The 23530-nt window shown below is 42.7% G+C and carries 22 protein-coding genes and 1 riboswitch; of the genes, 12 read left to right on the forward strand and 10 right to left on the reverse strand.

Going from position 1 to position 23530, the window contains the following annotated elements; all coding sequences use genetic code 11:
• Nucleotides 1-35: 35 nt before the first annotated feature.
• Entirely contained in the window at nt 36-926 is an 891-nt protein-coding gene (ispA, locus tag AB3F25_RS04505) for a (2E,6E)-farnesyl diphosphate synthase (RefSeq protein WP_373602706.1), read from the reverse strand.
• The gene (gene xseB, locus AB3F25_RS04510; RefSeq protein ID WP_373602707.1) at nt 927-1166 is read right to left on the reverse strand and encodes an exodeoxyribonuclease VII small subunit; all 240 of its coding nucleotides are present in this window, start codon (nt 1164-1166) and stop codon (nt 927-929) included.
• A 167-nt stretch (nt 1167-1333) separates the two neighbouring features.
• Here xseB and thiI point away from each other — a divergent pair, with 167 nt between their 5' ends.
• Entirely contained in the window at nt 1334-2785 is a 1452-nt protein-coding gene (gene thiI / locus AB3F25_RS04515) for a tRNA uracil 4-sulfurtransferase ThiI (protein WP_373602708.1), read from the forward strand.
• A gap of 35 nt (nt 2786-2820) precedes the next feature.
• Here thiI and yvcK read toward each other — a convergent pair whose 3' ends face one another.
• On the reverse strand, nt 2821-3681 hold the full coding sequence (yvcK, locus tag AB3F25_RS04520) for a uridine diphosphate-N-acetylglucosamine-binding protein YvcK (protein ID WP_373604328.1): 861 nt from the start codon (nt 3679-3681) through the stop codon (nt 2821-2823).
• A gap of 246 nt (nt 3682-3927) precedes the next feature.
• A riboswitch (molybdenum cofactor riboswitch) is annotated at nt 3928-4070 on the forward strand.
• On the opposite strand from yvcK, the gene moaA reads away from it, so the two are divergent.
• The 4 genes from moaA to moaE all read left to right on the forward strand — a co-directional run bounded on the left by moaA (nt 4059) and on the right by moaE (nt 6302).
• Nucleotides 4059-5069 carry a GTP 3',8-cyclase MoaA gene (gene moaA, locus AB3F25_RS04525; protein WP_373602709.1) on the forward strand — a complete coding sequence of 337 codons (1011 nt, stop codon included), beginning with the start codon at nt 4059-4061 and terminating at the stop codon, nt 5067-5069. (Overlaps the previous riboswitch by 12 nt.)
• Nucleotides 5070-5103: 34 nt before the next feature.
• Nucleotides 5104-5586, forward strand: coding sequence for a cyclic pyranopterin monophosphate synthase MoaC (moaC, locus tag AB3F25_RS04530; protein WP_373602710.1), 483 nt, complete (start codon nt 5104-5106; stop codon nt 5584-5586).
• 17 nt (nt 5587-5603) lie between these two features.
• Nucleotides 5604-5849 (forward strand): molybdopterin synthase sulfur carrier subunit, encoded by a 246-nt coding sequence (gene moaD, locus AB3F25_RS04535; RefSeq protein WP_373602711.1) that lies wholly within the window; start codon nt 5604-5606, stop codon nt 5847-5849.
• Nucleotides 5850-6302 (forward strand): molybdopterin synthase catalytic subunit MoaE, encoded by a 453-nt coding sequence (moaE, locus tag AB3F25_RS04540; protein WP_373602712.1) that lies wholly within the window; start codon nt 5850-5852, stop codon nt 6300-6302.
• A 173-nt stretch (nt 6303-6475) separates the two neighbouring features.
• On the opposite strand, the gene ftnA (AB3F25_RS04545) is transcribed toward moaE, so the two are convergent.
• The 7 genes from ftnA (AB3F25_RS04545) to mukF all read right to left on the reverse strand — a co-directional run bounded on the left by ftnA (AB3F25_RS04545) (nt 6476) and on the right by mukF (nt 17400).
• Entirely contained in the window at nt 6476-6973 is a 498-nt protein-coding gene (gene ftnA, locus AB3F25_RS04545) for a non-heme ferritin (RefSeq protein WP_373602713.1), read from the reverse strand.
• A gap of 17 nt (nt 6974-6990) precedes the next feature.
• Nucleotides 6991-7476, reverse strand: coding sequence for a non-heme ferritin (gene ftnA, locus AB3F25_RS04550; RefSeq protein ID WP_373602714.1), 486 nt, complete (start codon nt 7474-7476; stop codon nt 6991-6993).
• A 695-nt stretch (nt 7477-8171) separates the two neighbouring features.
• Nucleotides 8172-9593 carry an exodeoxyribonuclease I gene (sbcB, locus tag AB3F25_RS04555; RefSeq protein ID WP_373602715.1) on the reverse strand — a complete coding sequence of 474 codons (1422 nt, stop codon included), beginning with the start codon at nt 9591-9593 and terminating at the stop codon, nt 8172-8174.
• A gap of 12 nt (nt 9594-9605) precedes the next feature.
• Nucleotides 9606-10481, reverse strand: coding sequence for an EamA/RhaT family transporter (locus AB3F25_RS04560; protein WP_373602716.1), 876 nt, complete (start codon nt 10479-10481; stop codon nt 9606-9608).
• Nucleotides 10482-10714: 233 nt separating this feature from the next.
• Nucleotides 10715-15244: a chromosome partition protein MukB gene (gene mukB / locus AB3F25_RS04565; protein ID WP_373602717.1), complete on the reverse strand. Its 4530-nt coding sequence runs from the start codon at nt 15242-15244 to the stop codon at nt 10715-10717.
• On the reverse strand, nt 15244-15978 hold the full coding sequence (gene mukE / locus AB3F25_RS04570; protein ID WP_373602718.1) for a chromosome partition protein MukE: 735 nt from the start codon (nt 15976-15978) through the stop codon (nt 15244-15246). Before mukE ends, mukB begins: the two co-directional genes overlap by 1 nt.
• Nucleotides 15979-16065: 87 nt before the next feature.
• Nucleotides 16066-17400 carry a chromosome partition protein MukF gene (gene mukF / locus AB3F25_RS04575; RefSeq protein ID WP_373602719.1) on the reverse strand — a complete coding sequence of 445 codons (1335 nt, stop codon included), beginning with the start codon at nt 17398-17400 and terminating at the stop codon, nt 16066-16068.
• Nucleotides 17401-17548: 148 nt separating this feature from the next.
• Here mukF and ttcA point away from each other — a divergent pair, with 148 nt between their 5' ends.
• The 7 genes from ttcA (at nt 17549) to AB3F25_RS04610 (ending at nt 23410) form a co-directional block, all read left to right on the forward strand.
• A complete protein-coding gene (gene ttcA / locus AB3F25_RS04580) occupies nt 17549-18481 on the forward strand; it encodes a tRNA 2-thiocytidine(32) synthetase TtcA (protein WP_373602720.1) in 933 nt (310 codons plus the stop codon).
• Nucleotide 18482: 1 nt separating this feature from the next.
• Complete coding sequence (locus AB3F25_RS04585) at nt 18483-18815, forward strand: TusE/DsrC/DsvC family sulfur relay protein (protein WP_373602721.1); 333 nt, start codon at nt 18483-18485, stop codon at nt 18813-18815.
• A gap of 150 nt (nt 18816-18965) precedes the next feature.
• Nucleotides 18966-19952: a FecCD family ABC transporter permease gene (locus tag AB3F25_RS04590; RefSeq protein ID WP_373602722.1), complete on the forward strand. Its 987-nt coding sequence runs from the start codon at nt 18966-18968 to the stop codon at nt 19950-19952.
• Nucleotides 19953-19961: 9 nt separating this feature from the next.
• Nucleotides 19962-20750 (forward strand): ABC transporter ATP-binding protein, encoded by a 789-nt coding sequence (locus tag AB3F25_RS04595; RefSeq protein ID WP_373602723.1) that lies wholly within the window; start codon nt 19962-19964, stop codon nt 20748-20750.
• A gap of 9 nt (nt 20751-20759) precedes the next feature.
• On the forward strand, nt 20760-21806 hold the full coding sequence (locus tag AB3F25_RS04600; protein WP_373602724.1) for an ABC transporter substrate-binding protein: 1047 nt from the start codon (nt 20760-20762) through the stop codon (nt 21804-21806).
• Nucleotides 21807-21898: 92 nt separating this feature from the next.
• Nucleotides 21899-22108 (forward strand): TOBE domain-containing protein, encoded by a 210-nt coding sequence (locus tag AB3F25_RS04605; RefSeq protein WP_373602725.1) that lies wholly within the window; start codon nt 21899-21901, stop codon nt 22106-22108.
• Between the two features lie 126 nt (nt 22109-22234).
• Nucleotides 22235-23410 (forward strand): Fic family protein, encoded by a 1176-nt coding sequence (locus AB3F25_RS04610; protein ID WP_373602726.1) that lies wholly within the window; start codon nt 22235-22237, stop codon nt 23408-23410.
• Nucleotides 23411-23530 lie beyond the last annotated feature (120 nt).

A 23530-nucleotide genomic window follows, 5' to 3' on the forward strand; every position in this document is an offset into this window, starting at 1 on the left:
GGTATTTTTGTAGGAAAAATGTGACGCGGTCGCAATTAACTTTTACGCGTAATGATAAATTCTGCTAAAGCGCGAAGCGCACCGGTATCAAATGGAATACCTTCCAATTCGGCAAGAGCCTGTTGATACAAATCTTGCGCTTTTTGTTTTGCGCCGGCTAAACCGAGTAATTTGGGATAGGTGCTTTTATCCAAATCAAGATCGGATCCTACCGGTTTGCCGATTTCCGCGCTGTCACCTTCGATATCCAAAATATCGTCTTGCACTTGGAAGGCTAGTCCGATAGCGTCGGCATAGCGCGTCAAAGTTTGCTCCAAATTTTGATCGGCATGCTGCGGCGAGCAGATAAAACCGAGTTTCAATGCGGTGCCGAGCAACGCTCCCGTTTTATTGCGATGAATCTGTTCCAACTCAGCCAAACTGATTTGTTTGTGTTCGGAAATTAAATCCAAACTTTGCCCTAAACACATTCCTTGCGCGCCGGAGGCTTGCGCTAAAATTTGCACTAAAGCCAGTTTTTGTGCGGCGGAAATATGCGGTGTTTGCGTCAAAATTTCAAAAGCTAAACTTTGCAATGCATCGCCGGCAAGAATGGCGGTGGCTTCATCGAATTGAATATGGCAAGTCGGATGACCGCGGCGCAGATCATCGTTATCCATTGCCGGCAAATCGTCGTGAATTAGGGAATATGCGTGAATCAGCTCAATGGCGGCGGCGGCATAATCTAAGGCTTGTTCGTTGGCGCCCAACATCTTGCCGGTCGCATAAACTAAAAAAGGGCGAACCCGTTTGCCGCCCAATAACACCCCGTATTTCATCGCATCACGCAATGGCGCATGATGGCTTTCAATGCGCTCGAAGTACGCTTCCAAAAAGGCGTCAATGCGGTGCTGAATCAGCCTTAAATCTGCAGAAAATCGATTCATTTAGGCATTCCCTTGGTAGTCGTTTAACGTAGCGGTTTCGCTTTTTTGTAACAAAATTTGAATGCGCTGTTCCGCCTGTTGCAAGCGTTCTTGCCCCAACTGCGCCAATTTAATGCCTTGCTCGAATTCTTTTAGCGCTTCTTCTAACGGCAACTCGCCGCTTTCTAAACGCGAAACGATGGTTTCTAATTGCGACAACGTCGTTTCAAAATCCTGTGTCGCAGCCGGTTTACGAGCCATTAATCATTCCTTTCTTCGCAGTAAAAATTGCGCGCTATTGTACTTTATTTTACGGGCATTGTTAAAAATTATTTCAGCCTGATATACAGCCTGTTACTGTATAGACTTTTCTTCATCTTCGCGTAAAATACCCGCCATTTTTATTAAGCCAATCAGATAATGATTTTATGAAATTTGTCGTTAAACTTTTCCCTGAAATTATGATTAAAAGCGAAACCGTGCGTAAGCGTTTCGCTAAAATTCTGACCTCCAATATCCGCAATATTTTACAAAAATTTGATGAAGAAACCGCCGTAGTGCGCCATTGGGACTACATTGAAGTGCGGTCGAAAAATGAAGAGAATCGTGCCGAACTTATCGCGTTGTTACAACGTATTCCGGGCATTCATCATTTTTTAGAAGTGGAAGAAAAACCGTTTACGGATTTACATCATATTTTTGAACTGACGCTCGCCGATGTAGAACAACAATTGCAAGGCAAAACCTTTTGCGTGCGTGTAAAACGAAAGGGCAAACATTCGTTTAGTTCCATCGAAGCGGAACGCTATATCGGCGGCGGCTTAAATCAACATATCGAAAGTGCTAAAGTACGCTTGAAAAATCCCGACGTGACTGTGCGCATTGAGATTGAAGACGACAAAATGATGCTGGTCAAAGCGCGTCATGCAGGCATCGGCGGTTATCCCATCGGCACGCAGGAAGACGTACTTTCGCTTATTTCCGGCGGTTTCGATTCCGGCGTGTCCAGTTATATGCTACTGCGTCGCGGTTCGCGCGTACATTACTGCTTCTTTAATCTCGGCGGCGCGGCGCATGAAATCGGCGTAAAACAAATGGCCTATCATATTTGGCAACGTTACGGCAGCTCCCACAAAGTGCGTTTTATCGCGGTGAATTTTGAAGGCGTAGTCGGCGAGATTTTAGAAAAAATCGACAACGGCCAAATGGGCGTAGTGTTGAAACGCATGATGGTGCGCGCGGCAAGTAAAGTGGCGGCACGTTTCAATATTGAAGCGATTGTAACGGGGGAGGCACTTGGTCAAGTTTCCAGCCAAACGCTAACTAATCTGCGCTTAATTGATGAAGCCGCTGAGGCGCTTGTATTACGCCCGCTTATTACACACGACAAAGAACAAATTATCGCCATGGCGAAAGAAATCGGCACAGAAGATATTGCCAAATCTATGCCGGAATTTTGCGGCGTGATTTCAAAAAATCCGACCATCAAAGCTGTTCGTGAGAAGATCGTTGAAGAAGAAGGGCATTTTGATTTTGCCGTTCTCGAGAGTGCGGTCAAAAATGCGCAAATTTTAGATATTCGCCAAATTGCGGAAGAAACCGAAAGACAAGTAATTGAAGTGGAGGCAAGCTCTGTCTTAGGTGAAAACGATATAATTTTGGATATTCGCAGTCCGGAAGAAATGGATGAAAAGCCTTTTGAATCCGCAACTCACGAAGTGAAGCAAATGCCGTTTTATAAGCTTTCATCGCAATTTGGTTCGCTGGATCAAAGTAAAAACTACGTATTGTATTGTGAACGCGGCGTAATGAGTAAATTGCAAGCGTTGTATCTGAAAGAAAATGGCTTCGTTAACGTGCGGGTATTCGCGAAAAAATAATCTTGAAATAGGCGCCCTACGTTTTCAAAGGGCGATTAAGTTCGCTCCAATTCTTCCAACATTTCATCAATGGCTTTCGCCAGCAATGTGCGGTCGTGGCGATAACTGATGTCATCCGCATTGAGGCGTTTTTCTAATATTTTCACATTGCCGAGATCGCCAACGGGCACCGCATTGAAACCGCTATTTTTCCTTATCGGCGTAATTACGCCATCAATGACGGCTGCGCCGACCGTGTGATGAATCCATTCAATGCGGTGCTCTAGAGAGAGTTCGGCCGCCGCTCCGAGTTCCGTGCCTAAATTGTCGATAAAAATCTTTTTTGCCGAACTTAAACGAATTGCCGTCGCGATATCCGCTAAAAGTAGTGGCGGCATGATGCTGGTTAAAAAGCTGCCCGGGCCGAATATGATTACGTCTGCCTGTGAAATGGCTTGCACGGCTTCCGGTGTGGCTTGCACCAAGGGCACGAGAAAAAGCGATTGCGGCGCTTCGGTTAAATTATCAATACCGACTTCGCCCACGATGCTGGAACCGGCACCAAGGCTGGCGGCGAGGTGAACGGGCGTTTCGGACATGGGAATCAGGTGCGATTTTACGTGCAACAAATCGCGGATCAAATTTACGCCATCTAGCGGACGAACGTGCATATTTTCAAGCGCTTTGAGCATTAAATTGCCGAGATTATGTCCTGCCAATTCGCCGTTGCCGCTGAAACGATATTCGAATAGCGCGGATGCGGTGCTAGGTTCGATGATAATTTGGTTTAAGCAATTGCGTAGATCGCCCCAGGCTATGCCGCCTTGTTGTTGCCGAATGCGTCCGGTGGAGCCGCCATTGTCCGTGGTAGTGACGATACCGGTTAGGCGCTCTTTGATAAAACTTAGCGCTGACATGACGCGTCCCAAGCCGTGTCCGCCGCCAATGGCAACAATATGCGAATGATTCAAGAATTCATAGTGGCGATGGGGGGGGTAAATCCGACATAAAATTTTCTATTTCCTACCTCTAAAATATTATAAAAACAATCGCTATATAATTATTTATATGATTGATTTATAAGAATTTAATTAAATACGCATGGCATCGGAACGAATTGATTGCGTTAATTGGTGAGAATCTTTTAAAATAAGCGCCGATATTTTATCGCATAACTCCGAGCTTGTTTAGTCTAAGTTCTCTTAGGGAATATGACGGCAATGCCAATAACGCAATTCGTTATTCAGGGATAAGTCGGAAACGGCTTGTCCTCTCCATTTTAGAAAGGTGTCTAATGCAAATTCCAATCAAAAACGTGGGAAACGAACGTCTTGTGGACGCGTTTCAACGCCACTATTACTATTTGCGACTGTCGATTACCGACCAGTGTAATTTTCGTTGCAACTATTGCTTACCGAACGGTTATCAGCCGGAAGCAAATAAACCGAGTTTTCTTACCTTAAGCGAAATTACCCGCGTTGCGCGTGCTTTTGCGGCAATGGGCACAGAAAAAATTCGTTTAACCGGCGGCGAACCAACCTTACGTAAAGATTTTCTTACTATTGCCGAAAGCGTGGCGAATGTCGAAGGAATTCGCCACGTGGCGTTGACAACTAATGGCTACCGCATGGCGAAGGATGTAGCGGATTGGAAACGTGCGGGCGTAACTTCCGTGAATGTCAGCGTAGATAGCCTCGATCCGAGAATGTTCCATCAAATTACCGGCATCAATAAATTTGATGAAGTGATGCGTGGTATCGATCGTGCGTTTGACGTGGGGTATCACAAGGTAAAAGTGAATTCCGTGTTGATGAAAAATCTTAACGATCACGAATTTAATCAATTTCTGGCCTGGGTGAAAAATCGCCCGATTCAAATGCGTTTTATCGAACTGATGCAAACCGGTGAAATGGACAGCTTCTTTGAGCGTCATCATCTTTCCGGTGAAATTCTTGCACAAAAATTGTTATCACAAGGTTGGCAGTTACAACAACGTGCTGCCACCGACGGGCCGGCTAAAGTATTTAGTCATCCTGATTATCAAGGCGAAATCGGTTTGATTATGCCTTATGAAAAGAATTTCTGCGCCAGTTGTAATCGTTTACGCGTATCGGCAAAAGGGAAGTTACACCTTTGTTTATTCGGTGAAGAAGGCATTGAGTTGCGCGATTTATTACAATCGGAAGAGCAGCAAGGCGTTTTACAATCCCGTATTTTTTCCGCATTACAAGGCAAGCGCGAACATCATTATTTGCATCAAGGCGATAGCGGAATTCGTAATCATCTCGCCTCCATCGGCGGCTAAAAATTTTTAAAAATTAATCTTACTCGTATCCAATATGACCCAATTTACCCATATCAATAGCCAAGGTGAGGCTAACATGGTGGATGTTTCCGGCAAGTCGGAAACCGTACGCGAAGCGCGTGCCGAAGCCTTGGTGACCATGTCACAAGAAACCTTATCCATGATTTTAAACGGACAACATCACAAAGGCGATGTATTCGCCACGGCACGTATCGCCGGTATTCAAGCGGCAAAACGTACTTGGGAGTTGATTCCGTTATGTCATCCGCTGTTGCTTTCTAAAGTGGAAGTCAGCCTTGAACCTTTAGTTGAAAGCAACCAGGTGCGCATTGAATCCTTTTGCAAACTCACCGGTAAAACCGGGGTGGAAATGGAGGCATTGACCGCTGCCAGCATCACCGCATTGACTATTTACGATATGTGCAAAGCAGTACAAAAAGACATGGTGATCGAGCATGTGCGCCTGCTTGAAAAACGCGGTGGAAAATCCGGTCACTTTATGGCCGAGAATCACTAGGAAAAGGGAAAAATCATATGTTAAAAGTATTATTTTTTGCTCAAACCCGTGAATTAATCGGTATTGATGAAATTGTGCTTGAACAAGATTTTGCAACGGCAGACGCGTTACGTGAACATTTAAGCCAAAAAGGAGATAAATGGGCGTTGGCATTAGAAAAAGGAAAGTTGCTTGTGGCGATTAATCAAACGTTGATGCCACTCGAGAGTGCAATTAAGTCTGGCGATGAAATCGCCTTTTTTCCACCGGTTACGGGAGGATAAATGAACGATATTCGAATTGCCGTGCAAGAGGCCGAATTCGACCAAAATGCGGTTTATCATTGGCTTTCAGAGCAAAATTCAGTAGGCGCTGCGGTAATTTTTGTCGGTAAAGTTCGCGAACTTAACTTAGGCGATGACGTTTCAAGCCTTTATTTAGAACACTATCCCGCAATGACTGAAAAAGCGTTAAAGGAAATTGTTGCTGAGGCTAAGCAACGTTGGGAGATTCAACGAGTCGCGGTAATTCATCGTGTCGGCTTATTACAAACCGGTGATGAGATTGTGCTGGTCGGTGTGAGTTCTTCGCATCGTGGCGAGGCTTATCGAGCTAATGAATTCATTATGGATTTTCTAAAATCGAAAGCGCCTTTTTGGAAAAAAGAACGAACCGACAAAGGTGAACGTTGGATCGATGCACGGACTTCGGATAAACAAGCGCTAGAAAAATGGTAAATTAAGAAAATCAAATAAACGGATAAAATGCTTGTCGACTTGAAGCATAAAAATAGCACCGTATTGGAAGCGCTTCCAATGCGGTGCTATTTTGTTAGATGAATTCTTACGTATATAATTTGAAAAGCCTTATAAAAAAGCTCGGTTTAAACCGAGCTTTTTTTCAACCGAATTTAACCGGCGGTAGCAAGATTTCCTAAATCTTTATCGATTAAGAATAAACCTTCGCCGTCTTCACCGAGAAGATTTAATTTATCCAAGATACTACTGAATAATTTTTCTTCTTCGTGCTGTTCTGCCACGTACCATTGTAAAAAGTTGAACGCAGAGTAATCTTTTTCTTCAAAGGTTTTACCTACTAATTCATTGATTTTACTGGTGATCAATTTTTCATGTTGATACGTTAATTCAACAATTTCTTTTAATGAATTATATTCATGAGACGGAGCCTCAACCGCACTGATAATCGCTTGCGCACCGGTTTCATTCAAATAAGTGAATAATTTGCGCATGTGTTGCATTTCTTCTGCAGCATGCGCGGATAAGAATTTTGCCGCACCTTCAAAACCTTGTTGCTCACACCAAGCACTCATTTGAAGATATAAGTTAGAAGAATAAAATTCCAAATTCATCTGGTCGTTTAACAGCTTAATCACATTGTTTGATAACATTTTATTTCTCCTATTTATTATAAAGTAGCTAAATCACGATCAACAAAGTACAAACTGCGGCCGTCTTCACCAAGAAGGTTAAATTTATCAATAATACTATTGAATAATTTTTCTTCTTCGTGTTGTTCCGCTACATACCATTGCAAGAAGTTGAAGGTAGAGTAGTCTTTGTGTGCAAAAGTCACTTCAACCAATTCATTGATTTTGGATGTTACTAATTTTTCGTGTTGTAACGTTGTCTCAAATACTTCTTTCAACGTTTTGTAGTCGTTTTTAGGCGCTTCAATTTTGCCTAAAAGCGGCATACCACTGGTTTCGCTCACATATTGGAATAATTTTTGCATATGTTCCAATTCTTCATCGGCATGACGAAGTAGAAATGCAGCAGCACCTTCATAACCGTGTTTGTAACACCATGCACTCATTTGTAGATAAACGTTAGAAGAGTAGAACTCTAAGTTAATCTGTTCATTCAATTTGTCTGTAATTGCTTGATTAAGCATAACTAACTCCTTTCCATATCGGTTTTATAAAACAATAAAGCTCAAATTGCGTTGCGCATTTTAGAGGGTTAAATGAGAATTTGCAAGTTATTTTTCTTAAAAAAAATCATAAACCATTAATTTTCAATAATAAAAACAACATAAATTATTCTCATTTACCTACTTAAAAAATATTTATGATTGCAAGACCACGTCACAGTTCTTCGTCCTTGCCAAAATCTTAAAATTTCGACTCAAATTTTACGTACCGCAAACTCGCTTAATTTTTTCTTTTTTAGGTGAATTTAATTTATTCCCGTTTATCAATCTTGATTTTTTTCTTCAATAAAGAGGAGAGATTATTTCACAAAGTGACGTCCCCATATATTTTATTTAACATAATATTGATTATGCGGAATTAGTTATCCGGTAAGTGAAAACTACGGGCTAAATAAATCACAGACTTATGCACAAGTGATAAATCCTATTCAAACAAGATAAAACGGTATTTCAAGACATTTCTTCACCGTATTTTTGGTGAATTATTAACTGGTATATAAAGTGATTGCGGAAATTGAATAATGTTTTTTTGATTATCTAATCAGATAAAATTTAAGAAAATTATGTGAGTAAATCCCTTTAGAAGAAAAAAGCACATTCCTTCGAATGTGCTTTTTTTATGTTATAAAATTTTATCTTGTTATGTTGTCACGAAACTAACCTAGCAACTTGGCGCCGTATTCATAAACTTGTTGTAATAGCGCTAGCTTTTCCGGATTATTCGCATACTCCTCAATAAGACGTTGTAAGCGCTCCTCAAAATCAACCGCGCTTTTCGCAAGTTTACGTCGGCAATATTTCTGCCATTTAACTTGTTCCGCTCGGTTTAACGTTTTGTAGAAATGACGTGCTCTATAATGAAATAATAACTCCGGAATGCGTTTATCTTCAAAAGCCAAACCGGAGTCAGCTAATTTATCAGGCGGTAAACTGCGTAAAATCGCCATATTATTTTTATCGGCATGGCTGAAAAAACCGTTGTATAGCTCGGTTTCAACATTATCGCTTGGTTCAAATTGACGCGCTTCGGTAAAAATATCCGTGACTTTCTCACGAATATCAAAAGATGCACGTAATTTTGCTAAATTTTCTAAGCATAATTGACGGTTAATGCCCAGACGTTCGGCATTTTCAGGTAATAAAGTTTTTGCCGGAGCTAAAATCGGGCATTTATTGATATGAACTAATTTTAACGGTACCGCTGAAACGCCCTTTTCTTCCAAGTCGCTTTTTTTAGTATACAAATCTTCGCGTAATTCGGTTGCATTTTTTGCCAGCAAATTATCAATGTCACCGGTTAAATCACACACAATCACGGCATTTTGATTGCTTGGATGCCAGGCAATCGGCGAAACCCAAGTACAATTTCCACGATAATTTCCTAACATACCCGAAACATGCACCAACGGCGTCATTTCTGCCGTATCAATGAGTTTTTCAATTTCCTTTTTGCCGCGATTTTCAAAGAAATATTGGAACATTTTAGGCTGTTTTTCTTTGATAAGTTTCGCCATAGCAATGGTTGCATAAACATCGGACATTGCATCATGCGCATTTTCATGAGCAATACCATTAGCTTCTGTTAGTTTTTCCAGCTTAAAGCTCGGCATTCCCTCATCATCAAAAGCCCAATTTATGCCGTCAGGGCGCAGTGCATAACAAGCCCGTACCAAATCCAGTAAATCCCAACGTGAATTACCGTTTTTCCAACTATATTCATAAGGATCGATAAAATTACGATAAAAAGTGTAACGTGTCATTTCATCGTCATAGCGAATGTTATTGTAGCCCATCACGCAAGTGTTTGGCTGAGAAAATTCTGCTAGGATTTTCGTTGCAAATTCCGGTTCAGATATACCTTTTTCATTACATTCCTGCGGTGTGATCCCCGTCACCAGCACCGCATCGGGCGTTGGTAAATAGTCATTGGTTTGCTTGCAATAAAGCATTACCGGCTCGCCAATAATATTAAAATCCGCGTCTGTCCGAATACCGGCGAATTGCGCTGGGCGATCGTTTGCCGGGCTAATGCCAAAACTTTCGTAATCGTAAATAAAGAAGCTGAAATCTTTCGTCATAATTCCTCTTTTTTATACGATAATTTTATCTAAATAATACAAACTGAAAATAGCAGCCAAACTAAACATAATACCCAACCAATTAAGTTTACTAATTTTTTCTTTGAATATTAACGCGCCGGTAATCGTACCGAGGCAAATAACGCCGATATTCATTCCGGCAAAAACTAATGTAGGGTTACCGCCGAAACTTTGATGTGCTTTGATGTAAAACAAAATATTAAAGAAATTCAACACGCCTAACATAATACCGCCGAATACGCTTGGCACCGTCCATTGGGTACGTTTTAATAATAAATAGATAAACATCAAGCAAGCCGCAAGGGAAAATGAAATAAATAAGGTAGCCGGGAACGCCCCGCCACTTTTGGCCACTTGTTTAAATAAAATATCAATAATGCCGTAGCCGAACCATACGCCGACAAGTCCTAATACCCCTTTAAAATTGATCACACTTTTGTCTTGGTTTGGCTTACTTAATAAGCAAAATAAACCGATAAACGCGAAGGTAATGCCAAGAACTTTGGACCGACTTAGGGTTTCGTGGAAGATCAAAAAAGCAGCTAAAATCGGTAAGAATAAGGAGAGACGCTGCGCCGCGTCGGAGCGCACGATACCGGCGAACTCCACCGCTTTCGACATAATAAGAAATACCGTTGGGAGCAATATCCCTAATGCTAAGAAAATCAGTATGCTTTCGCTTTGCGCGATGTAATCAATAAATGCAAGTCCTTTGAAATCCGGTTTCAGCAGGAAATAGCTAAATGTGATTGCCGTAATATAGTTAAATGCGATGGCTTGGTCGATAACGATATTTTTTTTGCGCGCAATTTTCAATAATACGGAAACCGCAACGCTACAAAGAATGGCGAGAATGAGATGATACATTTTTGTTCCTTACATAATTAAACTACGCTCAAGAATCCCGGTATTATGCCGCAATGCACAAAACCATCCGATTGAGGTATGAGTTCAAGTCATAAAACAGCACCGCATTGAAGCGACTTCCAATGCGGTGCTGTTTGGTGAGGTCATTTCAGCCTTGTACAACAGCTATAATTTTGAAGGATTCAAAAATTTTTTGACCGCACTGCTCTTTTATTTTCTATTCCGTGTATTTTCTATTCCGTGGCGCCGAAACCGCGTAAGCCGACCACGTGAACGTGCTCTTGATTACCGGCAATTTTACGCACCAGTTTATAGGTCGTTCCTTTTTCCGGGCTGATATTTTCAGGAGCGGCAATCAATAATTGCATATCCAAACGTTCGCAAAGCTCAAATAAAGTGGAGATGGATTTGCCATCCAAACGTGCGGCTTCATCTAAGAATAGCAAGCGACAAGGCACGATATCTTTACCGCGAATACGACGGCTTTCTTCTTCCCAGCTTTGCACCACCATTAACAGAATCGACATCCCGGTACCAATGGCTTCACCGGTTGAAAGTGCACCACTTTCCGCCCGCAGCCAACCGTCCGCACCACGGAACACTTCCACTTCCAATTCAAGATAATTGCGATAATCCAACAATTCTTCACCGATAGTTTGCGCGGTGCGTTGCCCCATATCAATATGCGGGTTAATGCGTTGGTAGAGTTTCGCCATAGCTTCTGAGAAGGTCATCCGATTGTCGTTGAACAAATCTTGATATTCGTTTTGCTGGCCGGAAAGCGCATCCAACAACATCGCATGCGTATCGCGAATATTGACCACCAAACGTACTGATTTCACTTGACCGAAAGCAATATTCTGTAAGCCTTGGTTAAGCATTCGAATGCGGTGCTGTTCGCGCTGTATAGTTTTCCGCATAATATTCGCCACACTTTCGGAACTGATCGCTAGTTTTTTCTCACGACCGGTTAATTCGGCGGTTAAGCGTGAAAGCTCGATTTCCATTTGTTCAATGGCATCGATCGGATCATCGGTTTTAATGATGTCTTGGCGGATACGTTCGCGTAAATGTTGATATACCGCAATAAAGAAGCGTACTTTATTTTCCGGTTTGCGGCTGTCTTCCGACGCACGCAAACTGTCGCGCAAATATTCATTGTCCGCGACGGCAGTACGCAATGCACCTAAGGCTTTATCCGACATAGAACGTAATTCGTCGGCAGATAAATATGCCAATTCACGGCGATTCAGGCGTTTTTCCATATCGGCATTGCGCGATAGGCGTAGCACCACGCACCAACTGGCTTTCGCCGCCACCACTAATTCGCGTTGAGTTTTGTAATCGCGTTCTGCTTTGCGAATTCGACGATTTAAGTTTTCCGCTTCGCTTTCAATCAACGTTAATTGTTTTTCCACATAAGCGCGACGTTGACGACTGGTTGACAGCTGTTGATACAATTCATCGCGACGGATACGAGCACGCTCCTCTGCGCCTTCATCCGCACGCACACCAAGTTGACCGATTTCATCAATCAATTCTTTTAACAGCTGAAGTTTACTGTCGTAAGCGCTTTGCAAACCAATAAATACTTGATTGTATTGTGCAAATTGCGCTTGTTTTTGGCGTAATTGTTCGCGCTGGGCGTCACGTTGCGCTTGCATTTGTTCTAAACGCTGACGAAGTCGCTCATTAAGCTCGGAAGTTTCTGCTTGTCCCGCATCTTCGTAAGCAAAATGAGGTTTACGTTGCACCACATCCGCCAAAGCAAATACGCGTTGTTGTGCTTGTTTTTGACGTTCAATGGCTTGGGTTAATTCTTGTTTTAAACCTTCGTAATTTTTCGGATCGCTTTGTAAACTCTCGGCCATCGACTCTAATTGTGACAACGTCTCGCCGTATTGGCGAACAAAATGTTCATCTTGTTCGGCAACATCTAACTGCTCGCGACACTCTTCAAGGCGATCGATTAAATTTTCGTCCGCAAGTACATTTAATTGCGGAATCAATTTATTGAGCAATTGAATTCTTTCCTTTGCACTATCCAATTGAATGCGCAATTGTTGCTCACCGCTATTGAATTGGTTTAATTCGCGCTCGATTTCATTGCGTTCGCGGTTAACTTCCGCCATTAATTCTTCCGGATTTGGCTGGAACGCAAGGGCTAAATGTAAACCGACAAATTGACTGAAATGTTCATGCAAACGTTGACATTTCTGTACGTCGAAGGCGATTTGCGCATATTCTTCGGCAATTTCATCGCGTTGAACTTGTAATTCTTCTAAGTGTTTTTCGCGCGCCGCACGACCAAATAACGGAATTTCCGGAAATTTAGAGTAGCGCAATTCACGATCTGAAACCTGTACCACCACGCCGAGTTCTAATTCCTGCGCCGATAATACACTGTCATCAAATGCCGCCGGATCACCTTCAATTAAATATAAATCATCCGGACAATCTTCTAAATCGATCAGCTGTTCGCGCACCGCATCCAAGTCGCGCACCACGATGGCATGACGCGCCGGACCGTAAAGTGCGGAGAAATAAGGCGCATCTTCAATCGGCACATCATCATAAAGTTCGGAAAGCAACACACCGCCGAAACGTTCGGCAAGCGTATTTAAACGCGCGTCTTCAGAACCGTCCGGCTGACTTAAACGCGAAATTTGCTCCTCTAACTGCTGACGTTTTTGCTCAAGCTGATCGCGTAGCATTGTCAATTCGCGTTCTTTCACCAACTGTGATTGCATAAAATTCATCACATCTTGGCTGTGTTCAAAATGCTCACCGCTTTGTTCTTCTAAACGCTCTAAGGCGGCTTGCGCCGTTAACCAAGCCGGCGCTTTACGCGCATTTTCATCGTAAAGTGCGGTTAAATTTTCACGTTTTTGACGGAGTGTCGAGCGGCTTTCTACCAGTTCGGAAAGTTCCGCAGAAATATCTTCGATCAATGCCTCTTGTTCGGCATGATAATCTTCTAATTCATCAGCGGTTTCTAAATGTGAATGAGCACGTTGATTAAAATCATTGAGTAATCTGAGCGCACTTTGTTGTTGCGCATAGCGTTGTTCAAGTTCATGTAATTTCGCACGCAGTTGCGGTGTTTGTTGCGCTTGTAGTTTTTGGCTCGGATATTCTCGCAACAATGCTTTCGCGCTTTCCCAGGCACTCGAACGAGGCACTTCGCCGGCAATTTTACAAACTAATTGATAAGCTTTCTCGAACTGCGATTTTGCCGCTTCGGAAATCGACATTTTGTGCTCAAGTTCAAGCACGCGTTCCGTTAAGCCATCCGCATGAGCGGCAAATTCCGTCTGATAATCTTCTGCATTTTTTACGCTTAAATCCGCCAAACCACATAAGGTTTTGGCTTTTTCAAGGGCAGCAATGGCCTGCTGATATTGAAGCGCTCGGGTTTGTTGCGCATCAAGCGCCTGTTGGTAATCTGCTAATTGTGTGCGTACCGCATCAATCTCGGTTTCCGTTTGTTCGAATTGTGCTTGGCTTTCTTCCAATTGTTCGTTGGCGTTTTCAACTACCATTTTTTGTTCTTCCAAACGCTCGGAAAGCTCCGCCACATCTTCTTGATAACGGCTGATTTTTTCTTGATGGCGTAACGCATTCAGTACTAAATTTAAGTGATCCACCGCGCTTTGGTGATCCACTTCCAACGTGTGTTCGCTTTCGGCCAGTTCCGCTGCTTCGCGACTTAAATCAATGAAACGATGTTGCGACAAAACCTGCGCCGCCTTGGCTTGGTACCAGTCGCGGCGCGACTCCAATGCGGTGCTGATATTGCCTCTCCGTTCGTTGGCGTTACGCATATAATCGGACGCCACGTAATTGGTTGTTTCGGTGATTAAATGTTTGAACAAATCGCGGTCCGATTGGGTCACTTTAATGGCTTCCAAGGTCATTCGGTTTTCGCGTAACGCACTTTCCATATCCTGAAAGGCCTTTTTCACACCAAGGTTTTCCGGTAACAAATAATCCCGTAAAGAACGTGTAATCGCGCTGGAAATACCGCCGTATAAGGAGGCCTCAATAAGTTTATAGAATTTGCTACGGTCCGATGCCGAACGTAAGCGTTTCGGAATGATGCCAAGATCGAACATCATTCCGTGATAATCGGTGATGGAATGGTATTGCTTGAATTGCGCGCCGAGATTTTCGATTTTGTCTTTTAGTTCGGTTAAATTTAACACGCGCGCTTGACGCTCCCCTACGGTTTCCGTGAAAAGTGCGGTCGGATTTTGTGATAATTCGACGCCTTGAAGGGAAAAGGTTTTTAAATCCACTTTTTTATCGCGGCCGGCAATCTGTTGCAAACGCACGCCGACAAGGATACGTTGATGACGGGAATTTATCGTATCCAATACCGCGTAACAAACTCCCGGACGTAATTTGCCGTGTAGCCCTTTATCGCGCGAACCGCCTGTAGAGCCGGCTTCCGTGGTATTCCGGAAATGGAGAAGCGTTAAATCCGGAATTAATGCCGTCACAAAACCGGCCATCGTGGTGGATTTACCCGCCCCGTTACCGCCGGAAAGTGTGGTGACCAATTCGTCTAAATCAAAGGTGCGGGCAAAGAAGCCATTCCAGTTAATTAAGGTTAAAGAACGAAATTTGCCACGTTCTACGCCGTTATTTTGCGCAATGCCGGGCACGCCGGTTTCAATGATTTCTTCGGCGGCATCAGTCTCGATTACGTTTTCTTCTTGCTCTAATTCGATTTCATTTTCTCGTTCTAAAATATCGGACATTATGCTGGTTCTCCGTCAAATTCTTCGTCAATTTCATCCGTATTTTCGGCATCATTTTCGGTGGTTTGGGCTTGCTTTTCTAACATCAAGGACTCCGGCGTAGCCGCTTCCCCATCGCGGATTAAGCGGGCTTGCGCTTCTAAGGCATCATCGCCACTGCGCACTTCCACACCGAAACGGAAGACGGCTTCGGAAATGGTAAATTTGCCGCTATTTTGTTCACCTACGGTTTGAATCATCCCCAAACGGCGCAAACGCCCAATGGCGGCGCGCACTTTTTCCGCAAGTTTTTGTTTATCCAAGTCGGAACCACTAGAACGTTGATTCACAGCCTTTAATAATTTTCCTTCATCGGCAAGGTTTAATAATTCGTCATACACTTCTTGCGTGCTGAAAATCCCCTGTTGCGCCAAACGCTCCGGACTTAAATAAAGATAGCAAAGCACTTTCCCCACCAACATTTCCAACTCGGAAAGCACCGAACGCGCAATCAGCGTAGTTGCTTTCGGGCGAAGATAAAAAAAGCCTTCCGGCGCACGAATCAATTCTACGTTATAACGGCGGTAAAAACCGTCCAATTCATTTTGAAAATCCATTAAGAAAGCGTGATTGTCCAAATATTCCGTGCCAATATGGCGACCGCTCCGCAACAGGCTATCCACTGCCGGAAATAACGGATTGGCAATTGCCATCGCAAGTTTGGGGGAAATTACATCTTGAAGGTTGTCTGTCATTCTCTGTTCTCTGCTTTTTATTGTGGCAAATGATGGCATTTGCCGCATTTATATCCTGATAAAACGAATGGAATTCGCCTCTACAATTTAATATTTATCAATCACATGAGCCTGTACTTCAGCACCGCATTGATTAATGCTTTGCCAATTCGGATAAACGCCCGACAAATCCTCGTTCGCCATACCTAGCCGCACAGCTTGATCCACAATAATCCGCGCCACGTCAAAATGACGGGAAATCGGATAATTTTCCAATTGTGTTTTTAAAACCAAACTCAAATCAATTGGGCGATTATTTTCCCGATATGTAATTAATAAACCTTGCATATGTTCCACAATTTGATCGTGCAAGTCGGAAAGAGATTCATATTGTAATTCTTCCGGCAATTCACCCAACGCGTCATCTTCGCGCAGCGTCATTTCTTCATCGCGCAAATCCACTAATCGCTCGGCTTGGGCCGTCCATAAGAACCAAGGATGATCGAAATAATGGTGAATGGAATTACGCAAACGTTGGGAAAATACGCGGTTTTTGTCCATATCAATGGCGGTACGGATAAATTTATGCACGTGGCGGTCGTAACCAATCCACAAATCAATGGCTTGCTGTCCCCAGCTGATAATTCGGTCGAGTTTGGCTTGTAAATCCGTAATCAGTTGATCGATAAAATACAAATCGTCACGTCCGATGACGCAATCTTGAATTCGTAATAATTGTGCTTGCAGCTTATCGCCCGCCGCATTTAAGGTATCTTGTAATTCGCGTAAATTACCGGAGGTTTCATCTAACAAACGCTCGCAACTGGAAATTGCCGCTTGCCAATCTTTGGTTAAAAGTTCGGCAATTTCTTCTTTAATGCTTTGCTGATTTTCATCCATCGTGCGTTGCGAAAGATCAATGCTATCGAAAATTTCCGCTACGGAATATTTCAACGGCGCAAACACGTTGCGGCGCCAATAATGTTCGTTTTCGCTATTCGTTGCCCCCTCTTCCGCAGAATCCGATGCGCGCTGAATTTCATCCGCCACAATAGAAAGTTGCACGGAAAGGCGCAAAGCGGAAAATTCGCGCTGACGAATATAATAATCGGATACGCCTACGCCGAGCGGTGTTAAACGATAAATTGCTAAACCTTCGGTAAACTCGCTGCTAAAACGATTCAATAAGCGCTGTTTCACTAATTCATTAATGGCGTTATTGGCGCGTGTCGCGATGGCATCTGCGGATTGTTCAAAGGCACTTGCCGTATGGCGAAAAATATCCACCAGATCCGCCTCCAGCATTTCGCCGTCTAAACGTTCGTTGTTATAAATCGCAATCGCCAACAAAAAAACTAAGCGTTCGGTGGGTAAATTCAAAGAAAACTCGCGATCTTTCGCCCAAGACACGAGTTCGGGAATTGTTTGGGAGGTTTCAATCATTGAAGTTGTAACGCATTAAAATTGAACAAAAAATTGTGGCCGATTATACAGGATTTTTCATGGATCTTAAAAATCTTCTTTTGGCGCAACCGCACTTTTCCTGTTTTTCACGTATAATGTGCGCTTTTCATAAATTAGCGAAAAAAACATGACCGAATTAACTCAATTAGAAAAAAAGCAAAATTATAATTTCAACAAATTACAAAAACGTTTACGCCGCAATGTTGGCAATGCCATTGCCGACTTTGGCATGATTGAAGAAGGTGACAAAATTATGGTGTGTTTGTCCGGCGGTAAAGACAGTTATACATTGTTGGATATTTTGCGTAATCTGCAACAAAGCGCACCAATAAAATTCGATATCATCGCGGTAAATCTTGACCAAAAACAACCGGGTTTTCCGGAACATGTTCTGCCGGAATATTTAGAAAGTATCGGCGTAGATTACAAAATCGTACAAGAAAATACTTACGGCATCGTGAAAGAAAAAATTCCGGAAGGCAAAACCACCTGTTCCCTTTGTTCCCGTTTGCGTCGCGGCATTTTATACCGCACCGCAACGGAGCTCGGCGCCACTAAAATTGCATTGGGGCACCACCGCGACGATATGCTTGCCACTCTCTTTCTCAATATGTTTTACGGCGGAAAAATAAAATCCATGCCGCCGAAATTAATTTCCGATGATGGCAAACAAATCGTGATTCGCCCGTTGGCGTATTGCAAAGAGAAAGATATCGAGAAATACGCGCAGGCAAAACAATTCCCGATTATTCCTTGTAATTTGTGTGGTTCGCAGCCGAATTTGCAGCGTCAAGTTGTGAAAGAAATGCTCAATACTTGGGATCGTCAATATCCGGGACGCTTGGAAACCATGTTCGGCGCTATGCAAAATATCACCCTGTCACATATGCTTGATCCAAAATTATTCAATTTTAAAAACATCAACCGTGGCCAGACATTAGACGGTCTTGAAGGCGACATTGCGTTTGACCAAGAACGCATCACGCCAATGCAACTTGATGATGAAGAACAAATGGATTTTTCCGAGCATGAAATGATCCGTTTCAAAGAAGTGAATTAGTATGTTGAACATCCAAAATAGCACCGCATTGGCCACCGACAAAGACGGCTATTTGCTCGAGCACACGCAATGGAACGAAGACGTGGCGCGTGCCATCGCGCAAGCGGAAAATCTTGAACTGACCGATGCCCATTGGGAAGTGATTTATTTTGTGCGCGATTTTTATCAAGAATACAACACCTCTCCTGCGATTCGGATGTTGGTAAAAGCGATGGCAGAAAAGCTCGGTGCCGATAAAGGCAACAGCCGTTATTTACAACGTTTATTTCCCGAAGGCCCGGCCAAACAAGCGACCAAATTAGCCGGCTTGCCGAAACCGGCGAAGTGCTTGTAACTTCATTTTGGCACCGCATTGAAAGCTTATCGGACAAGCTTCAATGCGGTGCTATTTTGACTCTCCGACTCCCCTGCCAAATACTTCTAGATCTTAATATATTTTTCTATATAATGAAGCCCTTCAAAATTTACCGCTTTTGCTCACTAAATGACGAAAAACACCTTTTATTTTCCGTTCCTTTCGGTCGTACTTGTCGGGCTTTGTCTGCTTTCCCTTTCTTGGGGACGCTACACCATTCCTCCCTCAGACGTTATTGATACGCTGTTAAACAACAGTCAAAACGAAATTCAACACAATATTATTTTTAATCTTCGCCTACCCCGCATTTTAGCCGCCATCTTGGTCGGCGCCGCTCTTGCGGTGGCAGGTACAACTTATCAAGGTATTTTTCGTAACCCATTGGTTTCGCCGGATATTTTAGGCGTATCAAACGGTGCGTGCATAGGCGCGGCGATTGCGATTTTAATGGGCGCCGGAATGCTCGGCGTGCAAACTTTCGCTTTCGCGGGCGGTTTGATTGCCGTGTTGCTGACGATGAATTTACCGCGTTTGATTCAACGTGATTCCACCATTGTATTAGTGCTATCCGGCATTATTGTCTCCGGCTTTATGATGGCAAGTCTTGGTTTGATAAAATACCTCGCCGATCCTGAAACGCAACTTGCTGACATCGTCTATTGGCAACTCGGCAGCCTCACTAAATCCAACTACGATAACTTGATGATTCTTGCGCCGATTATTGTCCTCACAACTGCTATTTTACTCGCTATGCGCTGGCGCATTAATGTTCTCTCTTTAGGCGATCGTGAAGCGAAACTTATCGGCGCGAATATTCGTTTCGAACGCGGTATGATGGTTTGTGCGGCGACCTTGCTGACCGCTTCCGCCGTGTGTTTAAGCGGTACCATCGGCTGGCTGGGATTAGTGATCCCGCATCTTGCGCGTTTATTTATCGGCGATAATAACGTGAAAAGTTTACCGATGGCGGCCTTAATCGGCGCAATTTTTTTGCTGATGGTGGATACTTTGGCACGTAATTTATACGTTCAAGAAATTCCGCTAGGCATTCTCACCGGCTTTATCGGTGCGCCATTCTTCGCTTGGGTACTCATTAAACAAAAAGTGGTCGATTAAGGATTGCGCATGTTACAAATTCAAAATCTTCATTTTTGGCACAATGTAGAACGCCCTTTATTAAACGGCATTGAGTTACAGATTGAACAAGGCGAATTATTAACCATTCTCGGCGCCAACGGACGAGGAAAATCCACATTGCTCAACTGTATCGCCGGGCTTCTCAGCCCTAAAAGCGGCCAAATTTTATTAGAAAACCAACCGCTCAACCGCTTAACTTCAAAACAAATTGCACAAAAAATCGCTTATGTATCGCAACATAGTCCGCAAACTTATCAATATAAAGTGCGTGACTATGTGGTGCTTGGGCGCGCCGCGCATTTAGGCGTATTTGACAAGCCGAGCGAAATGGATTTTGCTTTGGTCGATCACGCATTGGAGAAGCTTAGTATTCGTCATTTTGCCGATAAAATTTATATGCAAATGAGTGGCGGAGAAAAACAACTGGTGAATTTAGCGCGTATTTTGGTGCAACAGCCACAGCTGATTTTATTCGATGAACCGACTTCCGCGCTGGATTACGGTAATGTATTTAAAACCTTGACGCTGATAAAAGAATTGTCGTTGCAAGGCTTTAGCATCATCATGACCACCCATAATCCCGATCATCCGATGCTTTTACACAGTAGCCTTCCTCATAGTCGTGTGGCGATTTTAAACGAACAAGGCAAACTACAAACGGGCACCGCACCGGAAATTATTACGCAAGAAAATCTGACCGCACTGTATCATACGGATCTTCGTTTGATTGCGGTGCCGGAATTACAACGCGAAATTTGCGCAATCACTCACCTTTAAGGAGAAACTATGTTACGTAATACGTTAAAAAAAGGTCTTATCGCCCTTTCCTTTGCCGCTTTTTTAAGTCTTCCCGCTTATGCTAAAAATGTGCAGGAAGTCAAAATCGTGCAGGATGTCAAAGGCAATCAAATCGAAATTCCGACTCAAGTGACGCGCGTGGCAGATTTATGGCACGCCAACAACCAAATCGTCTTGTTATTGGGCGGTGCGGATAAATTAGTCGCTACCACCGATGTGATTCAAAAAAATCCTTGGTTTGGCGAGGTCTATCCGAACATTAAAAATGTACCGGCATTGACTAACGGACAAACGGTACAAATGGAAGAATTGTTACAACGTAATCCGCAAGTGGCATTACTTTCAAATGCGAAAATGCTTGATGAATTAAAACAAGCGGGACTTACCGGTGTTTTGGTAAGTTTTCAGAATTTTGACGGACTAAAGAAAACGGTAAAAATCACAGCCGATGTTCTTGGCGATAATGCACCTAAAATTGCGCAAGAATATATTCAAGAACTTGAAGGCAATATCGCGTTTGTGGAAGCGCGCACGAAAGATGTGAAGGAGCAAGACAAACCGAGCGTACTGCATATTTCCAGCGGTAGCAACCAGCTAAAAATTGACGGCGGTAAGTCCATTATCGGCGATTGGGTCAATAAGGCAGGTGGTCGTAATGCCTTTCCGGACCAAGCCAATTTAGTCGAAGTCAGCATGGAAGATGTATTAAAAGCCAATCCTGATGTGATTATTGTTGGTAGTACCGATGCACAGGCCAGCGTAGATAAAATTTTACAAGATGCTAATTGGCAAGGTGTCAATGCGGTGAAAAATAAACGGGTATTTGTCAACCCAACCGGTACCTTCCCTTGGGATCGCTACAGTGCGGAAGAGGCGCTTCAAGTGTTATGGGCGGCCAAATTATTCCACCCTAATTTATTTAAAGACGTGGATATGGTGGCAAAAACGCAGGCCTTCTACAAAAAATATTACAACTATGCACTAAGCAAAGAAAATGCCGAACAAATTCTTCAAGGGCTACCTCCTTTGAAGTGATTTTTTAAATGCTTTGTTTTTGTGCTTTGTTTTTGTACAAAGAATAGCTACAATGCCCTTCCCTTTTTATTTCTAACAACAAAGGAAATGTTATGAAAATTAGTGCAAGAAACCAATTAAAAGGTAAAGTTGTTTCAATTGAAAACGGTTCTGTAAATGCAATCGTGCACATTGATATCGGCGGTGGTAATGTTATCTCTTCAACTATTTCTTTAGCTGCCGTTAAAGAATTAGGTTTAGAAGTAGGTAAAGAAGCTTATGCCATCATCAAAGCCACTTCTGTTATGGTCGGCGTAAAATAATTCAATCATTTCGTTCTAGAAAACCGCACTTTTTAAAGTGCGGTTTTTTTATAGGTTAGATTTGTTGAATGCAAATTATAAAGATAAAATTACATCATATTTTCACCGAACTTTTACTCTAAGATAATGATAAAAGATCCCTTTGCAGAATATATTCGCCATATTGATGCGGAAAAAAAAGAAAAAAGCTACGCATGGCAAACAGCCATAGGCTTACAAGATGTGGACGGTTTAAAACCCTCTCATTATTTAATTAATACCGCCATCAAAAATATTGAAGGTGAAATCACCATAGAAACGGCTGAAAATTGGGTAAGCCAATATTATCAGCAAAACCCTATTTCTGATGATGAAGATCGTACGGAAGAGGCCGACAAAGTGGCAGTTCGTATTGCCCGTTTATTGTCAGAACCGGCTTTTTCCTTTAATGCACAGCAATATTTATCAATCCATAAATATCTTTTTAATGACATATTCCCTCATGCCGGAAAAATTCGCACTTTCAATATAACGAAAAAAGAATGGGTTTTAAACGGCGATACGATTTCTTACGGCAGCGCCTTAGAATTGAAAGAAACGTTAGAATATGATCTCGCGCAAGAGCGAAAATTTAGTTACAAAGGGATTTCTATTGATGAAGCCATCGATCATTTAGCATTTTTTATTGCTCGATTATGGCAAATTCATGTGTTTGAAGAGGGAAATACCCGCACTACTGCGGTATTTTTTATCAAATACCTAAAAACACTCGGTTTTCAGGTTAGCAATGATAACTTTGCTGAGAATTCTTGGTATTTTCGGAATGCTTTGGTGCGTGCAAATTACAATAATATTACCGAGGGTATTTATGAAACGGCAAAATATTTAGTGCTTTTTATTCGTAACTTATTACTTAATGAAAATTATGTATTAAGCAACCGGCAGCTTCATATTCATTATGCAAACCATCTTCAAAATCTAAAAAAACAAAAACAGGACATTGGAGAAGAAAAACAGGACATTGGAGAAGAAAAACAGGACATTGGAGAAGAAAAACAGGACATTGGAGAAGAAAAACAGGACATTGAAGAAGAAAAACAGGACAAAACAATTTACTTTGAGGGCTCTGCATTTTCAGAAAAAACCAAACGACATGTTCAAACGCTATATCAATGCGTTAAAGATAACGTTTTTTCACGTGCTGACGTAATCAAATATCTTTCACTCACCCCTTCTCCGGCCTCGGAATTGCTGCGCAAGATGCTGGCTAGCGGCATAATTAAAAAAGCCAACGGATTAGGAAAAGGGAAATATCGGTTTTAAACAAATTCCACTCAATTCGCCATTTTCAAAATCACTAAAATTTCAAACGCACTTACCGGTGCACTCAAAAAATAGCATCGCATTGAAACGGCTTCCAATGCGGTGCTATTTGGAGAGTTC

It is taken from the genome of Aggregatibacter sp. HMT-949, assembly GCF_041734645.1.
In the GTDB taxonomy this organism is placed as follows: Bacteria; Pseudomonadota; Gammaproteobacteria; order Enterobacterales; family Pasteurellaceae; genus Rodentibacter.

Excerpts from the sequence above, each read along its gene's own strand:
- ftnA (WP_373602714.1), bottom strand. The coding sequence starts at position 7,476 with ATGCTTAATCAAGCAATTACAGACAAATTGAATGAACAGATTAACTTA.
- yvcK (WP_373604328.1), bottom strand. The coding sequence starts at position 3,681 with ATGTCAGCGCTAAGTTTTATCAAAGAGCGCCTAACCGGTATCGTCACT.
- AB3F25_RS04590 (WP_373602722.1), top strand. The coding sequence starts at position 18,966 with ATGACGAAAAACACCTTTTATTTTCCGTTCCTTTCGGTCGTACTTGTC.
- moaD (WP_373602711.1), top strand. The coding sequence starts at position 5,604 with ATGTTAAAAGTATTATTTTTTGCTCAAACCCGTGAATTAATCGGTATT.
- moaA (WP_373602709.1), top strand. The coding sequence starts at position 4,059 with ATGCAAATTCCAATCAAAAACGTGGGAAACGAACGTCTTGTGGACGCG.
- moaE (WP_373602712.1), top strand. The coding sequence starts at position 5,850 with ATGAACGATATTCGAATTGCCGTGCAAGAGGCCGAATTCGACCAAAAT.
- thiI (WP_373602708.1), top strand. The coding sequence starts at position 1,334 with ATGAAATTTGTCGTTAAACTTTTCCCTGAAATTATGATTAAAAGCGAA.
- moaC (WP_373602710.1), top strand. The coding sequence starts at position 5,104 with ATGACCCAATTTACCCATATCAATAGCCAAGGTGAGGCTAACATGGTG.
- ispA (WP_373602706.1), bottom strand. The coding sequence starts at position 926 with ATGAATCGATTTTCTGCAGATTTAAGGCTGATTCAGCACCGCATTGAC.
- ftnA (WP_373602713.1), bottom strand. The coding sequence starts at position 6,973 with ATGTTATCAAACAATGTGATTAAGCTGTTAAACGACCAGATGAATTTG.
- mukF (WP_373602719.1), bottom strand. The coding sequence starts at position 17,400 with ATGATTGAAACCTCCCAAACAATTCCCGAACTCGTGTCTTGGGCGAAA.
- AB3F25_RS04595 (WP_373602723.1), top strand. The coding sequence starts at position 19,962 with ATGTTACAAATTCAAAATCTTCATTTTTGGCACAATGTAGAACGCCCT.
- mukE (WP_373602718.1), bottom strand. The coding sequence starts at position 15,978 with ATGACAGACAACCTTCAAGATGTAATTTCCCCCAAACTTGCGATGGCA.
- ttcA (WP_373602720.1), top strand. The coding sequence starts at position 17,549 with ATGACCGAATTAACTCAATTAGAAAAAAAGCAAAATTATAATTTCAAC.
- AB3F25_RS04605 (WP_373602725.1), top strand. The coding sequence starts at position 21,899 with ATGAAAATTAGTGCAAGAAACCAATTAAAAGGTAAAGTTGTTTCAATT.
- xseB (WP_373602707.1), bottom strand. The coding sequence starts at position 1,166 with ATGGCTCGTAAACCGGCTGCGACACAGGATTTTGAAACGACGTTGTCG.
- AB3F25_RS04610 (WP_373602726.1), top strand. The coding sequence starts at position 22,235 with ATGATAAAAGATCCCTTTGCAGAATATATTCGCCATATTGATGCGGAA.
- sbcB (WP_373602715.1), bottom strand. The coding sequence starts at position 9,593 with ATGACGAAAGATTTCAGCTTCTTTATTTACGATTACGAAAGTTTTGGC.
- AB3F25_RS04600 (WP_373602724.1), top strand. The coding sequence starts at position 20,760 with ATGTTACGTAATACGTTAAAAAAAGGTCTTATCGCCCTTTCCTTTGCC.
- AB3F25_RS04560 (WP_373602716.1), bottom strand. The coding sequence starts at position 10,481 with ATGTATCATCTCATTCTCGCCATTCTTTGTAGCGTTGCGGTTTCCGTA.
- mukB (WP_373602717.1), bottom strand. The coding sequence starts at position 15,244 with ATGTCCGATATTTTAGAACGAGAAAATGAAATCGAATTAGAGCAAGAA.
- AB3F25_RS04585 (WP_373602721.1), top strand. The coding sequence starts at position 18,483 with ATGTTGAACATCCAAAATAGCACCGCATTGGCCACCGACAAAGACGGC.